This is a genomic window from Mesorhizobium sp., from assembly GCF_965229135.1.
Classification (GTDB): Bacteria; Pseudomonadota; Alphaproteobacteria; order Rhizobiales; family Rhizobiaceae; genus Mesorhizobium.
On the sequence record NZ_OZ245860.1, the window covers coordinates 3,925,324 to 3,939,772 of the forward strand.

General features: G+C 64.6%; 12 protein-coding genes. 10 read left to right on the forward strand and 2 right to left on the reverse strand.

Annotation, left to right across the window (positions count from 1 at the left end; genetic code table 11):
* The first annotated feature begins 149 nt into the window (after positions 1-149).
* Genes ACO07C_RS18670 through ACO07C_RS18685 form a run of 4 tightly spaced genes read left to right on the forward strand, consistent with a single transcriptional unit; the run spans position 150 to position 4,620 of the window.
* The gene (locus tag ACO07C_RS18670; RefSeq protein ID WP_421915634.1) at positions 150-1,163 is read left to right on the forward strand and encodes a substrate-binding domain-containing protein; all 1,014 of its coding nucleotides are present in this window, start codon (positions 150-152) and stop codon (positions 1,161-1,163) included.
* 48 nt (positions 1,164-1,211) lie between these two features.
* On the forward strand, positions 1,212-2,687 hold the full coding sequence (locus tag ACO07C_RS18675; protein ID WP_421915636.1) for a sugar ABC transporter ATP-binding protein: 1,476 nt from the start codon (positions 1,212-1,214) through the stop codon (positions 2,685-2,687).
* 1 nt (position 2,688) lies between these two features.
* On the forward strand, positions 2,689-3,669 hold the full coding sequence (locus ACO07C_RS18680) for an ABC transporter permease (protein ID WP_421915637.1): 981 nt from the start codon (positions 2,689-2,691) through the stop codon (positions 3,667-3,669).
* Positions 3,670-3,672: 3 nt separating this feature from the next.
* Positions 3,673-4,620 carry an ABC transporter permease gene (locus ACO07C_RS18685; protein ID WP_421915638.1) on the forward strand — a complete coding sequence of 316 codons (948 nt, stop codon included), beginning with the start codon at positions 3,673-3,675 and terminating at the stop codon, positions 4,618-4,620.
* Positions 4,621-4,622: 2 nt separating this feature from the next.
* Here the strand turns inward: ACO07C_RS18685 and ACO07C_RS18690 are convergent, their stop codons facing one another.
* Complete coding sequence (locus tag ACO07C_RS18690) at positions 4,623-5,240, reverse strand: TetR/AcrR family transcriptional regulator (RefSeq protein WP_421915639.1); 618 nt, start codon at positions 5,238-5,240, stop codon at positions 4,623-4,625.
* A 121-nt stretch (positions 5,241-5,361) separates the two neighbouring features.
* On the opposite strand from ACO07C_RS18690, the gene ACO07C_RS18695 reads away from it, so the two are divergent.
* Both ACO07C_RS18695 and ACO07C_RS18700 read left to right on the forward strand, forming a co-directional pair.
* Positions 5,362-7,032: an MFS transporter gene (locus ACO07C_RS18695; RefSeq protein WP_421915640.1), complete on the forward strand. Its 1,671-nt coding sequence runs from the start codon at positions 5,362-5,364 to the stop codon at positions 7,030-7,032.
* A 90-nt stretch (positions 7,033-7,122) separates the two neighbouring features.
* A complete protein-coding gene (locus tag ACO07C_RS18700; RefSeq protein WP_421915641.1) occupies positions 7,123-9,192 on the forward strand; it encodes a 3-hydroxyacyl-CoA dehydrogenase NAD-binding domain-containing protein in 2,070 nt (689 codons plus the stop codon).
* Positions 9,193-9,501: 309 nt separating this feature from the next.
* On the opposite strand, the gene ACO07C_RS18705 is transcribed toward ACO07C_RS18700, so the two are convergent.
* A complete protein-coding gene (locus tag ACO07C_RS18705) occupies positions 9,502-10,308 on the reverse strand; it encodes a LuxR C-terminal-related transcriptional regulator (RefSeq protein ID WP_421917565.1) in 807 nt (268 codons plus the stop codon).
* Positions 10,309-10,428: 120 nt separating this feature from the next.
* On the opposite strand from ACO07C_RS18705, the gene ACO07C_RS18710 reads away from it, so the two are divergent.
* From ACO07C_RS18710 to ACO07C_RS18725, 4 genes are all read left to right on the forward strand, one after another.
* Complete coding sequence (locus tag ACO07C_RS18710; protein ID WP_421915642.1) at positions 10,429-11,565, forward strand: ABC transporter ATP-binding protein; 1,137 nt, start codon at positions 10,429-10,431, stop codon at positions 11,563-11,565.
* Positions 11,546-12,709 carry an ABC transporter substrate-binding protein gene (locus ACO07C_RS18715; protein WP_421915643.1) on the forward strand — a complete coding sequence of 388 codons (1,164 nt, stop codon included), beginning with the start codon at positions 11,546-11,548 and terminating at the stop codon, positions 12,707-12,709. Before ACO07C_RS18710 ends, ACO07C_RS18715 begins: the two co-directional genes overlap by 20 nt.
* A 63-nt stretch (positions 12,710-12,772) precedes the next feature.
* Positions 12,773-13,636, forward strand: coding sequence for an ABC transporter permease (locus tag ACO07C_RS18720; protein WP_421915644.1), 864 nt, complete (start codon positions 12,773-12,775; stop codon positions 13,634-13,636).
* Positions 13,636-14,448 (forward strand): ABC transporter permease, encoded by an 813-nt coding sequence (locus tag ACO07C_RS18725; protein ID WP_421915645.1) that lies wholly within the window; start codon positions 13,636-13,638, stop codon positions 14,446-14,448. Before ACO07C_RS18720 ends, ACO07C_RS18725 begins: the two co-directional genes overlap by 1 nt.
* Position 14,449: the final 1 nt, after the last annotated feature.

A 14,449-nucleotide genomic window follows, 5' to 3' on the forward strand; every position in this document is an offset into this window, starting at 1 on the left:
TGCACCGCAAGTTGATCGTCAAACTCTCACCGATCGCAGTTGACAAGCGTGATCATCTGCATTTGTCTGACAATAGATAAAAAACAGGGACGGAACCGCATCAGCCACCAAAATCAGCCAGACCAATAAACTCATGGGAGGAGTACGACATGAAGAAACTGTTCGTCTTGGGCGCCCTTGCCGCCATGCTCGCGTCAGGCACCGCATCCGCGGATACCAGCGGCAAGAAGATCGCCTTCTCAAACAACTATGCGGGCAATTCCTGGCGGCAGGCCATGCTCGACAGCTATGCGATCGTCACCAAGAAGGCGGTTGCCGACAAGATCGTCGCGGCCGCCGACATCTTCACGACGGCCGACAAGGAAGTGCCGACCCAGGCGGCCCAGGTCCAGAACCTCATCCTGCAGGGCTATGACGCTATCGTCATCAACGCCGCTTCCCCGGACGCGCTGAACGGCGCCATCAAGCAGGCTTGCGCCGCCGGCATCGTCGTCGTCTCCTTCGACGGCACGGTGACCGAACCGTGCGCTTATCGTGTCGTCGTCGACTTCAAGGACATGGGCAAGCAGGAAGTCGAGCAGATGGCCAAGTTCCAGCCCAAGGGCGGCAATCTGCTGGAAATCCGCGGGCTGGCCGGCACGTCGATCGATGATGCTATCCATGCCGGAATCCTGGAAGGCATCGCCGCTCATCCCGAGTTCAAGATCGTCGGCTCTGTCACGGGCGACTGGGACCAGACCACGGCCCAGAAGGCGGTCGCGACGATCCTGCCATCGCTTCCGGATGTCGTCGGCATCGTCGATCAGGGTGGCGACGGCTATGGCGCGGCACAGGCTTTCGCCGCTGCCGGAAAGCCGCGCCCGACCATCATCATGGGCAATCGCCAGGACGAGTTGCAGTGGTGGAAGGAACAGAAGGACAAGGACGGATACAAGACCTGGTCGGCTTCCATCGCCCCCGGTGTATCGTCACTCGCTTTCTGGGTGGCGCAGCAGGTCCTCGACGGCCGCACCGACATTCCGCACGACCTGCTGGTGCCCTACCTCGCCTTCACCCAGGACGATTTCGAGGCCGAACTGCCGAAGATCGTCAAGGGCGGCGTAGCCAGCCACGAATACACGCAAGCCGATGCCATGGCGGCCATCAAAGCCAACATCAAGTGAGTCACCGGCTATCGTTGCCGCCCGTATTGCCACCGGGTACCGCCAAGCATGACTGAAACACGGTCCGGGGCAAGTGCGGACATCATCAGGCTGGACAGCGCCGCAAAGCATTTCGGCGCTGTCCGCGCGCTTGACGGTGTCGATTTCAGCGTTCGTTCCGGGGAGTGTGTCGGTCTCGTCGGCCACAATGGCGCGGGCAAGTCGACGCTCATGCACATGGTGGCGGGCACGTTGTTGCCCGACAGCGGCCGGATCGCGGTGCGCGGCGGCATGGAGCAAGACTATTCCGTGCCACGCGCGCAGAGGCTTGGCATACGCTGCGTGTTCCAGGAACTGTCGTTGTGTCCCAATCTCAGCGTCGCCGAGAACACACGCATCAACCACCCGTCGCTGCGCGGCGTCGGCTGGCGGCGCAAGGCGGCGGATCTCATCACCGCCAAGCTTGACGAGATCTTCCCGGGCCATACCATCTCGGCGGCCGACATAGCAGGCGACCTTTCGATCGGCCGGCGTCAGATGGTCGAGGTGGCGCGCGCTTTCACCGTGACGCAGGATCCGCTCGAACTGGTCATCCTCGACGAACCGACATCGTCGCTCGACGCCCATACGGCGGGGCAGTTGCTGGCCTTCGTCCGGCGCTTCGTCGCCAGCGGGCGCAGCTGCATCCTGATCTCGCATCTGCTGGGCGAGGTGCTCGGCAATGCCGACCGCATCGTGGTGATGCGCGATGGCAAGATCGTGGCCGCCGCCGCGGCCAATACCTTCGATCGCGACAGGTTGGTGGCGGCAATGGGCGGAGCGGAGGCTCGCAAGCAGGCGGCGATCGCGAGCGCCCGGCCGGCGACCGGCGTCCTCAGGGTCAGGGCCCGGCCGGTTCGCCAGGAGGACGGCAAGGAACTCGTGGCGCATGCGGGCCAGATCATCGGCCTCGCCGGTCTGGCGGGCCACGGCCAGACGGACCTGTTGCTGGCGATCTTTACGGCGGCATCACGCGCCCGGCCCGGCATCGAGGTCACCGCGCCGGTGGCACTGGTCGCCGGCGACCGGCAGTCGGATGGCATCTTCCCGCAATGGTCGATCGCGGAGAATATCGGCATCCGCTCGCTGGCACGGTTGCGCGGCGGGCTGTTGATCTCGCCCCGGCGCGAGGCCGAACTCGCCGAGTTCTGGCGCAAGAAGATCGGCATCCGCACGCCGGACATGAACAACAACATCTTTTCGCTGTCGGGCGGCAACCAGCAGAAGGCGCTTTTTGCCCGGGCGCTCGGCTCCGACGCCCAGATCGTGCTGATGGACGATCCGATGCGCGGTGTCGACATCGGCACCAAGCTCGAAGTCTACGACCTCATCCGCGAGGAGGCCGGGCGCGGCCGCACCTTCCTCTGGTACACGACCGAAACCGAAGAGCTCGACAATTGCGACCACATCCATGTCTTCAAGAACGGCCGGATCGTTGCCAATCTGCGTCGCGACGAGCTGACCGAGGAGAAGATCATCCAGTCCTCCTTCGGCGATGCGGCCTGAGATGACTGCCGCCAGCCTCGACACCACCGCCAGGAATTACGCCGAGCGTGGAGCGCTGGCGCGCGCCCGCCTGCTGCGCGGGCTGCTGCCGGCGCTGTCGCTGGCGATCGTGCTGATCGCCATCGCCTGGCTCAACCCGCGCGCCATCAGTTATTTCGGCTTCAGCCTGATGCTGAACCTGGCGATCCCGATCGCGCTGGCGACGATCGCGCAGATGTTCGTCATCGCCGGCAATGAACTGGACCTGTCGATTGGCACCTTTGTCGGTTTCGTCGGCTGTGTCGCCGCGACATGGCTGAAGGACGCGCCGCTCGTCGGCGCCGCCATCCTGCTCGGATCGATCGGGGTCTATGCGCTGCTCGGCGCGCTCATCCATCTGCGCAACCTGCCTTCGATCGTGGTGACGCTGGGCATGAGCTTCGTCTGGCAGGGGCTCGCCATTCTCGTCCTGCCGAAACCGGGCGGCAAGGCGCCGGACTGGCTGCTGGCGATCATGGCTTTCAAACCGCCCTTCGTGCCATTCCCGATCATCGCGGCGCTGCTGGTCGGCCTCATTGTCCATTTCGGCCTGATGCGCACGTCCTATGGCGTCATCCTGCGCGGCTCGGGGGGCAATCCGGCCGCACTTGGGCGCGCCGGCTGGTCGCTGCTGAAGACCAAGATCGTGCTTTTCGCGCTGGCCGGCGTCTTTGGCGTGCTGTCTGGCATGGCCCTGATCGGCATCACCACTTCGGCTGATGCCAATATCGGCAATGGCTACACGCTGCTGGCGATTGCCGGCGTCATCCTTGGTGGGGGCGAATTCGTCGGTGGCCGCGTGTCGCCGATCGGCGCGGTGATCGGCGCGCTGACATTGGCACTGGCCGCCTCGCCACTGCTCACCTTCATGCACATCCCGCCCGACTGGCAGGTGGCCGCGAACGGCGCCATCCTGATCATCGTGCTGGCGGCGCGGGTGCTGATCAGCCGCAGGGAGGGGTGAGCGATGACATTGGTGAAATCCCTGCTCGCCAAACCCTGGATCTGGTCATTCCTCGGCGCGCTGCTGGTATGGCTGGCGACTATTGTGTTCACCGGCGGCCATGGCGCGGGCGGCATGATCACGGCCGCACTTTCGCTTGCCGTCTTCACCGTAATCGTCGGCGTCGGGCAGATGTTCGTCATCACGCTTGGCCCCGGCAATGTCGACCTTTCGCTGCCGGCCAATATCGGCCTTGCCAGCGCCGTCGCGATGAAAGTGATGGACGGCAACGATTCCATGATCGCGGTCGGGCTTTTGGCTGCACTCGCCTGCGGCATGGCGGTCGGCGCCGTCAACTATCTGCTGATCTGGGCGTTGCGCATTCCGCCGATCATCGCCACGCTGTCGGCCAGCTTCATCATCCAGTCGATCGACATCAGCTACGGGCGCGGGCTGCAGATCAAGCCGCCGCCGGGTTTCGCCGACTTCGCCAACTGGCAGGTCCTTGGCATTCCGGTGCTGGCGATCCTCACCGTGCTGTTCACCATCGGTGCTGCCATCGCCCTGCAGCGCATGGTCTATGGCCGCTCGGTGCTGGCGATCGGCCAGAACATCCGCGCCGCGTGGCTTGCCGGCGTCAATGTCGGCCGCATCCGCTTCCTCACCTACACGCTTTCGGGGGCGCTCGGCGGCATCGACGGCGCACTGCTCGCAGGCTATTTCCGTGGCGCCAATGTCGATATCGGCAATGAATATCTGCTGGCCTCCATCGCCGTCGTCGTCATCGGCGGCACATCGGTCGCCGGCGGCAAGGCCAACGTCCCCGGCGTCTGGGGCGCGGCATTGTTCCTGGTGCTGCTTTTGACCATGCTCAACACATTCGGCGTCAGCGCCGGGGTGCGGCTACTGTTGACGGGGCTGATCATTGTGGGCGTGATCACGGCTGCCGGTGGGCAGAAGGCGGTCCGGTAAATTTACCGTTCCGTCGCAACCTCGCCCAGATGCCGCGCCAGCATCAGCCGCAATTCCTCCAGCACGCCGTCGCGCAATCTCTTTTCACCGACCAGCGCCAGCGGAATGCGCATCAGCTGCGGCACGATGACGGCCAGCCGCTCCGCCTGGCCCGGCGGCAGCGATGGTTCGGCCCGCGCGAACAAAGCCGCGATCTGCGCCCGCCGTCTCGCGCGCATCTGGCGCCGCCAGCCATCGTCGCCGGGAAGGTCGAGCAGCGCCGAATAGGCAGGATGCGCGGCGAGGAAGGCGCCGAGCACATCGAACAGTGCATCGGCGATCGCCGCTGGCGCGAGGCCTTTGGCGCGTTCCTGCAAGGCGTCCAGTTGCGTGGACAGGGCTTCCGCATGCTCCGCCAGAATAGCCTCTGCCAACGCCTCCTTGGTCGGGAAGAACAGGTAGAGCGTGCCGATGGCCGCACCCGCCCGCGCGGCGATCTCGGTCATCGTCGTGGCGTCGAAACCCTTCTCGACGAACAGCTGTGCCGCGCTCGCCATCAGCGCCGCGACCCGCTCGCGTCCTCTTTTTTGCTGCGGTGCACGCGGATTTGACACCGAGGCTCTTGCTTTTTGCGAGGCCATCCTCATATTTCCAAACCTGAGATCATCCTCATATATAGCGCCGGCCCGGATCACGCCAGCACCTTCGAAAGTCGTCATCATGAACGCCGCCTTAGAGAGCCTTCCGCGGAACCATAAGTGGATGGTCCTGAGCAACACCACGCTTGGCATGCTGGCCGCCGCCATCAACGGCTCCATCCTACTGATCAGCCTGCCGGCGGTGTTTCGCGGCATCGGCCTCAAGGCGCTCGATCCCGGCAACATCAACTATCTGCTCTGGGCGATCATCGGCTACATGATCGCCACGGCGGTGCTGGTGGTCGCCTTCGGCCGGCTCGGCGACCAGTTCGGCCGGGCCAGGATGTACAATCTCGGCTTCGCGATCTTCACCGCAGCCTCGATCGCGCTCAGCCTGTTGCCCGGCCAAGGCGACTTCGCCGCGATGTACCTGATATCGGTGCGCATCATCCAGGGCATTGGCGGCGCGCTGATCATGGCCAATTCGACGGCGCTGCTCACAGATGCCTTTCCGGAAAACGAGCGCGGCTTCGCGCTCGGTATCAACGTCGTGGCGGCCATCGGCGGCCAATTCATCGGCCTGCTGATCGGCGGCCTGCTCGCCGACACCGACTGGCGGCTGGTGTTCTGGATCAATGTGCCATTTGGCCTTGTCGGCACGGTCTGGGCCTATCTGAAGCTGCACGATGCGCCGAACCGTTCCACCCACACGATCGACTGGCTCGGCAATATCAGCTTCGGCCTCGGCCTCGTGCTCATTCTCACCGCCATCACCTATGGCCTTCAGCCCTATGGCGACCAGGTCATGGCGTGGACCAGCCCCAAGGTGCTGACCCTCTTTGCCATCGGCTTCATTTCGCTGATCGCCTTCGTGTTCATCGAGCAACGCGTCGCCAAGCCGATGCTCGACCTGAAACTGTTCCGCATTCCCGGTTTCGCCTATGGCAACATCGCCAACCTCGCCTCGGGCATCGCGCGCGGCGGGCTGCAGTTCATGCTGATCGTCTGGCTGCAGGGCATCTGGCTGCCGCTGCATGGCTATTCGTTCGAGGAAACGCCGCTGTGGTCGGCGATCTTCATGCTGCCGCTGACCATAGGTTTCCTCATCGCCGGGCCGGTGTCCGGCTATTTCTCCGACCGCGTCGGAGGCGTGCCTTTCGCCGTGGGCGGCATGGTGGTGGGCGCGGCCAGCTTCGTGGCGATGATGGCGCTGCCGGCCGACTTCTCCTACACGGCCTTTGCCGCCCTGCTGTTCCTCAACGGCCTTGGCTCCGGCCTGTTCGTGGCGCCGAACTCGACGCAGATCATGAATTCGGTGCCGGCGCGCGAACGCGGCCAGGCCTCTGGCATGCGTGCCACCACCACCAATGCCGGGCAGGTGCTGTCGATAGGCCTGTTCTTCAGCCTGATGATCGTCGGCCTTGCCGCCAGCCTGCCGCAAAGCATGGAGGCCGGGCTGCTGGCGCAGCATGTGCCGCAAGCCGTTGCCCATCAGATCGCCAACATGCCGCCGGTCGCCAGCCTGTTCGCCGCCTTCCTCGGCTACAATCCGATGGGCGAGCTGATCCCGGCCGATGTCCTGCACGCGCTGCCGCAACAGAGCATTGACACGCTGACCGGCCACGCCTTCTTCCCCGAACTGATGTCGGCACCGTTCAAGCATGGCCTGGTCTTTGCCTTCAGCTTCTCGGCAATCCTCTACCTGGTCGCTGCCTTCGCCTCATGGCGCGGCGGGCGCACTCTGAATGCCGCGATGCCGGAGATGCTCGTGGCGGAGGCTGGCGGCCAACGCTAATCATTGCGCCATGCCGGTTCCCATCCGCTTCGTCGCGCTGTAAATCCCGTGCGCGCGGCCACGGTCGCTCATCATGCTGGGAGGTTTTGCGTGTCCGATTTCGTGAAGGTCAGCCGGGACGGCGATGTCGCCATCGTCGCCATCGACAATCCGCCGGTCAACGCGCTGAGTTTTCATGTCCGCGAGCCGCTGATGCAGGCGCTGGTTGCCTTGCGCGATGACGCCTCTGTCGCGGCCATCGTCATCGCCTGCGCCGGCCGAACCTTCGTTGCCGGGGCCGACATCACCGAATTCGGCAAGCCGGTGCGGCAGCCCGAACTGCGCGCGCTGATCGTGACGCTCGAAACCATCGCCAAGCCGACGGTCGCGGCCATTCACGGCACCGCGCTCGGCGGCGGCCTCGAGTTGGCACTGGGCTGCCATTTCCGCGTCGCTGACGCCGGCGCCAAGCTCGGCTTGCCCGAGGTGAAGCTTGGCCTGTTGCCGGGCGGCGGCGGCACGGTGCGGCTGCCGCGTCTTGTCGGGGCGGTGAAAGCGCTGAGGATGATTGTCTCGGGTGCGCCGATCGGTGCGGACGAGGCGCATGCCAACGGTCTGGTCGACGCTGTCTTCCAGGGCGATCTGACCGCCCATGCGGTGAACTTCGCCAGGGAAATAGCCCGCAAGGGTGGCCCGTTCACGCCGGTGCGCGACCGCGATGACGAGCTCGAGCAAACCGATCTGGCGGCTTTCGATGCCGAAGCCGCGTTGCTCGCCAAAAAAGCGCGTGGGCTCGAGGCGCCGGTCGCCTGTGCTCAAGCGGTGCGCAACGCCGTCACGCTGCCTTTCGACGAAGCACTGGCGGCCGAGCGCGCGCTGTTCGTGACGCTTGTCGCCAGCGAACAGTCGCGGGCGCAGCGCCATCTGTTCTTCGCCGAACGTGAGGCGGCAAAGATTCCGGGCAAGGATACGCCCAAGCGCCGGATCGCCCGCGTCGGCGTCATCGGCGCCGGCACGATGGGGGGCGGCATCGCCATGGCCTTCGCCAATGGCGGCTATCCGGTCACCCTGCTGGAAACCAGCCATGAGGCGCTGCAGCGCGGGCTTGGCACGATCGAGAAGAACTACGCCGTGTCCGTCACCCGCGGCTCCTTGACCGAAGAGGCCAAGCGCGAGCGGCTCGCCCAGTTCAAGGGCTCCACCGACTATGCCGACCTCGCTGAGTGCGACCTGATCGTCGAGGCTGTCTTCGAGGACATGGCGGTGAAGAAGGAGGTATTCGGCAAGCTCGACGCCGTGGCCAAACCCGGCGCCATCCTTGCCACCAACACTTCCTATCTCGACATCAACGAGATCGCCGCGTCGATCTCGCGGCCGCAGGATGTGCTCGGCCTGCATTTCTTCTCGCCGGCCAATGTCATGAAGCTCTTGGAGATCGTGCGCGCCGACAAGACCGCGCCCGATGCGCTGGCGACCGTCGTCGACATGGCGCGCCGCATCGGCAAGGTGGCTGTCGTCGTCGGCGTCTGCCACGGCTTCGTGGGCAACCGCATGCTGGCCGCGCGCGGCTCCGAGTCCGAAGCGCTGCTGCTCGAAGGGGCAACGCCCGGCCAGATCGACCAGGCGTTCACCGATTTCGGCTGGCCGATGGGCCCGTTCCAGATGGGCGATCTCGCCGGCCTCGACATAGGCTGGCGCAATCGCAAGGCGCGGGGCCTCACGGCTGTCATCTCCGACACGCTGTGCGAACAGGGACGTTTCGGCCAGAAAACCGGCAGGGGCTTCTACCTTTATGAGGCTGGCGCGCGCACGCCGGTTGCCGATCCTGAGGTCGAGGCGCTCATCCGCGCCAAGGCCGCGGAGAAGGGCATCGCGCCACGAGCGATCGGCGCCGAGGAGATCATCGAGCGAACGCTTTATCCGATGATCAATGAAGGCGCGAAAATCCTCGAGGAGAAGATCGCTGCCCGCGCCTCGGATATCGATGTCGTCTGGGTCAATGGCTACGGCTTTCCCATCGGCAAGGGCGGCCCGATGTTCTGGGCCGGACTGGAAGGGGCTGGCAAGATCGTTGAACGGCTCGAGTATTGGCATGAGCGCACCGGCAGGCAAGTCTTCAAGCCGGCGCCGTTGCTGAAACGGATGGCCGAAACCGGCTCGTGGGACGGCGAGGTACCCTGATCGAGCGCCATGGGCAATCGACGACAGTCGTGGTGGAGACTCAATTGTCGAAGTCAGCGCCGCCCCTCATCGCCCTGCCGGGCACTTCTCCCCGTATAGTGACGGGGAGAAGTGCCCGGCCGCAACCTGGGCGCTCTTCTTGCGACGCTGACGATTGGCGAAACCGGTAACGAGCACTCCTCTCCCCGTCACTATACGGGGAGAGGATGCCGGCAGGCAGGTGAGGGGCGGCGCCAACCCTCGAAAATGGGGTGAGAGGCGTTCGAATCAGAAGCGATTGCCCGGCAAGCTGTGGCTGGGCTGGTCGAGCTACCTTATCCGGGCGCCGATGATCTCGACGAAGCGTGCGAAGAGCCCTGCCTGCGACTTGATCTTTAGCTTGCGGTAGATGTTGCGGCGGTGGACCTTCACGGTTCCCGGCACGATGCGCATGGCCCTGGCGATCGACTCGGTCGAGTGCCCCTGCAGCACCAGGTCGACGACATGCTTTTCGCGCGGCGTCAGCGACAGGCTCTGCCAGATATGCGCACGGTCGAAGTCGTTGACCGAGGCAATCGTCTCGTCCAGCTTCGTTCCCGTGGGTTCGTCGACCGGCAGGCCCGGCCAGCGCAGCCGGGCCAGGCTGATCACTGCCGGCGCCATGTCGCGTAACAACCGGGCATCGGCGGTTCCAAACGGACCGGAAGCACGCAGCCTCATCAGCGAGATAACCAGCGCGTCCTTGTCGGGCAGCGGCACGAAGAAGCCGACCTCCTCGGCCAGCCTGGTCTGGCTGTAATAGGAGCGGAAATATTCGCTGGTATAGAAGCGGTCCGGCGCCAGTTCGCGCATGCGCCAGAACCCTTCCTTGCGCTCGACCGCCGCGTGATGGAACGGGTCCAGCAGATAGGGCCCTTCCTGGTAGAGCGCGACGAAGACGTGGCTTTCGGCCGGCGAGAAGGTTTCGAACAGAAGCGTTGGGCGTGAGGCGCCGCGATAGCCGAAGATCACGCAATGATCGAAGCCGACATGTTGCCGCAGCCAATCGACCATGGCCTTGCCGAAGAGCTCGCCGCTCGTCTCCCGGGTCGCGGCGACGAGCTGGGCGAGATGGTTGTATTCGTCGCCTCGGGACACGCTCAATCATACCCCTCTGAACGATAAAATAGATCAGATATACCACCTGCGAGGTATATACTAGCCGCACTTGGCTCTGGTAGCGTCCTGAAATTGCCCTGTCGCTGGAGCCCTCAGCCTTTGACCGCAGTGCCCGACATCGAGTTTCGCGGCGTCACCAAGCGCTATGGCGCGGTGACCGCGGTCACCGGCATCGACCTCACGGTACCGCCCTCCGCCTTTGTCGCGCTGCTGGGGCCGTCCGGCTGCGGCAAGACCACATGCCTGCGTATGATCGGCGGGTTCGAGCAGCCGAGCGAAGGCCAGGTGTTGATCCGAGGCCAGGACATGGCGGGCACGCCGCCCTACCGGCGGCCGGTCAACATGGTGTTCCAGCAATACGCGCTGTTCCCGCATCTCGATGTCGAGGACAACGTCGCCTATGGGCTGCGCCAGGCCCGCCCCCGGTTGTCGTCACGCGAGATCGGCCAGCGGGCCGGCGAAGCGCTCGAAATGGTGCGGCTGGCCGGCTATGGCCGCCGCAAGATCCACGAGCTTTCCGGCGGACAGCAGCAGCGCGTCGCGCTGGCGCGCGCGCTGGTCAACAAGCCGGCGGTGCTTTTGCTCGACGAGCCGCTGGCAGCACTCGACAAGAAGCTGCGCACGGACATGCAGATCGAGCTGCAGAATTTGCAGCGCGAGATCGGCATCACCTTCGTCCTGGTCACCCACGATCAGGAGGAAGCGCTGTCGATGAGCGATTTCGTCTGCGTCATGAATGGCGGCCGTATCGTCCAGCTCGGACAACCCAGCGAGATCTATGACGAGCCCGCCGACCTGTTCGTCGCCGACTTCGTCGGCAAGACCAATCTGTTGAGCGGTACCGTCGCCGGGCATTCCGGCGATCTGGTGGAGGTGGCACTGGCCGATGGCACCGTCATAGCGGCGCGCAAGCGGGCCGCCTTGCGGAAGGGCGAGGCCGTCTCGGTCAGCCTGCGTCCTGAAACGCTCAGTCTCGGCGCTCCGACGAGCGGCCCGTTCAAGGGCATCGTGCGCAACCGCATCTTCCTGGGCTCGACGGCGGAATACGCCATCGAGGTCCAGGGCCTGGGCACGCTGCTCGCCAAGGCCGACCATGTGATCGGCCATGGAAACCTCTTCAAGCCGGGTGAACCCGTCGCCATCGGCTTTGCCGCTGGAACGCCGCTGGCGTTTCCGGAGACCAATAACAACGGGACCAACCAGAGGGTAAACAAACATGTCGAAATCATATCGTGATGGACTGCCGATAAGCCCCGAGAAATTCGTTGACCAGCTGATGCGCCTCAAGCGCGGCTCGATTGGCCGCCGCGACTTTCTTGGCCTCACAGGCCTCGGAATCGCGACAGCGGTGATGGCGCGCGAGATCGGCATCATGCCGACGCCGGCCTTTGCCGCCGAGAGCCTTGGCGACCGCATGTCGATCGCCACCTGGCCGAACTACCATGACCCGCAGACCTTCGAGAACTTCAAGAAGGACACCGGCGTCGCCGTCGAGGTCAACGTGTTCGGCTCCAACGAGGAGATGCTGGCCAAGCTGCAGGCCGGCGCGTCGGGCTGGAGCCTGTTCGTGCCGACCAACTACACGATCTCGACCTACAAGAAGCTCGGCATCATCGAGCCGCTGGACATGGCGAAGCTGCCGAATTTCGACGGCACGCAGGAAGATCCGCGCTTCACCGCCGAGGGCACGATCGACAAGGTCATCTACGCGGTGCCGAAGAACTGGGGCACCACCGGGTTCGCCGTCAACACCAAGAAGCTCGCCAAGCCGATGACGAGCTGGAAGGAGTTCTGGGACACGGCCATGGCCGAGGGTGACGGCCGCACCATGGTGCATGACTACCAGCTGACCACGATCGGCAATGCGCTGAAATATTACGGCTATTCGTTCAACTCGCTGAAGCAGGACGAACTCGCCAAGGCCGAGGCACTGCTGCTGAAGGTCAAGCCGCATCTGTTCGCGGTCTCGTCCGACTATCAGCCGGGAATGCGCGCCGGCGATGCCTGGATGACCATGTGCTGGACCAATGACGGCGCACAGCTGCATCGCGACATCCCCGAGATCGCCTATGTGCTGGGCAAGGAAGGCGGCGAGATCTGGACCGACTTCTACGCCATCCCGAAGGATGCGCCCAACAAGCCGGCCGGCTATGCGCTGCTCAACTATTTGATGAACCCGCGGGTCGCGGTGAAGGAACACCTTGCCAATGGCGCGCCGTCGACCGACGCGCGCGTCAACAAGCTGCTGCCGAAGGAAGTGTTGGACAATCCGATCCTCTATCCGGCCGCCGACTTGTTGACGCCGCTCGAATTCGGCGCCGCGGCGACGCTGACCGATCCGGGCCGCGCCGAGCTGATGGCACGTTTCAAGTCCGCCTGAGAACCGGGCTGAGGCGGACAATTGACCGGTGGGCGCGTGCCCACCGGCATCGGGGCGGTTTCCATGCACGGCAACAGATTTCGTCATAACTTCCTGACCGCCTTGCTGCTTGCCCCGGCGACGGCGTGGCTGGTGGTGTTCCTGGTGTTGCCGTTCATTGCCATCGCCGTGTTCAGCGTCGGCGAGCGGGCGCCGGAAGGCGGCTATCAGGCCGCCTTCACGCTGGCGCAATACGCCAACCTTCCGGCGCGGGCGACCGCCTTCTGGAACACGATGGTTCTGGCGCCGGTGGGCGCTATCGCCTGCCTGCTCGTCGCCTATCCGGTCGCCTACTACCTCGCCTTGCGTGCGCCGCGGCGCTGGCGGCTGATCCTGCTGGCGCTCGTCGTCATCCCGTTCTGGACGAGCCTTTTGATGCGGACCTATGCCTGGATGTACATTCTGGGTGGGCGCGGCATCCCGGCACTGCTCGCCCTTGTCGGTCTCGACGATGTCAGGCTGATCAACACGCCGGGCGCGGTGCTGCTCGGCATCGTCTATGGCTATCTGCCGCTGATGATCCTGCCGATCTATGTCAGTCTCGAACGGCTCGACCGCCGGCTGCTGGAAGCCTCGGCCGACCTCGGCGCGACGCCGCTCTCGACCTTCCTGGGGGTAACCCTGAAGCTGTCGCTGCCGGGCGTGATGACCGGCTTCTCGCTGGTGATGATCCTGCTGCTTGGCGAATATCTCATCCCGACGCTGCTGGGCGGCGGCAAGGTGTTCTTCATCGGCAATGCGCTGGTCGACCTGTTCCTGCAGTCGCGCAACTGGCCGTTCGGATCGGCCATCGCCATCACGCTGGTTGCGGTTTCGGTGGTGGTGCTGATTGCCGCCAACCGTATCTCGACCCGGGTCTCGGGCGCTCGCCGTGTGGATCTGATCTGATGCGCGCCTTCGTCACCGCCGTCTTCGCCTTTCTCTATCTGCCGATCGCGCTTGTCGTATTGTTCTCCTTCAACGCGGGCCGCCATGCCAGCGAGTTCACCGGCTTCTCGGTGCAGTGGTACGGCACCGCGCTGTCAAATCCATTCCTGGTCGAGGCGCTGAAGAACAGCCTGTTCATCGCCACCACCAGCGCCTTGCTCGCGGCGGTGTGCGGCACGGCCGCGGCGCTCGGCCTGGCGCGCGTTGGTGCCCGTACCCGGGCTGTGTTCGATGCGCTGCTGGGGGCCGCGATCGTCGTTCCCGGCGTCGTCATCGGCATCTCCACGCTGGTCGCGCTGGTCCAGCTGTTCGCGGTCGTCAATCCGTTCCTCGCCTCGATCTGGCCCGGCGACCAGCCACCCAGGCTGTCGCTTGGTTATGGCTCGATCATCGCCGCGCACGGCCTGTTCTCGATGGCGCTGGTGACGATGATCGTCGGCACGCGTCTCGCCAGTCTCGACCGCAACCTGGTCGAAGCCTCGAGCGATCTTTACGCGACGCCGCTGACGACGTTCCGCTCGATCGTCCTGCCGCAGATCATGCCGGCGGTGGTCGCCGGCTTTCTGCTCGCCTTCACCTTCTCCTTCGATGATTTCATCGTCGCCTTCTTCGTCGCCGGCGCGCAGACGACGCTGCCGATCTATGTCTTCGCGTCGATCCGGCGTGGCGTCACGCCGGAAATCAACGCCATCGCGACCATCGTGCTGGTCGCCTCCGTTCTGCTCGTGGTGCTTGCCCAATGGCAGCTGCGCCAACGCAAGCCATCAAACTGAA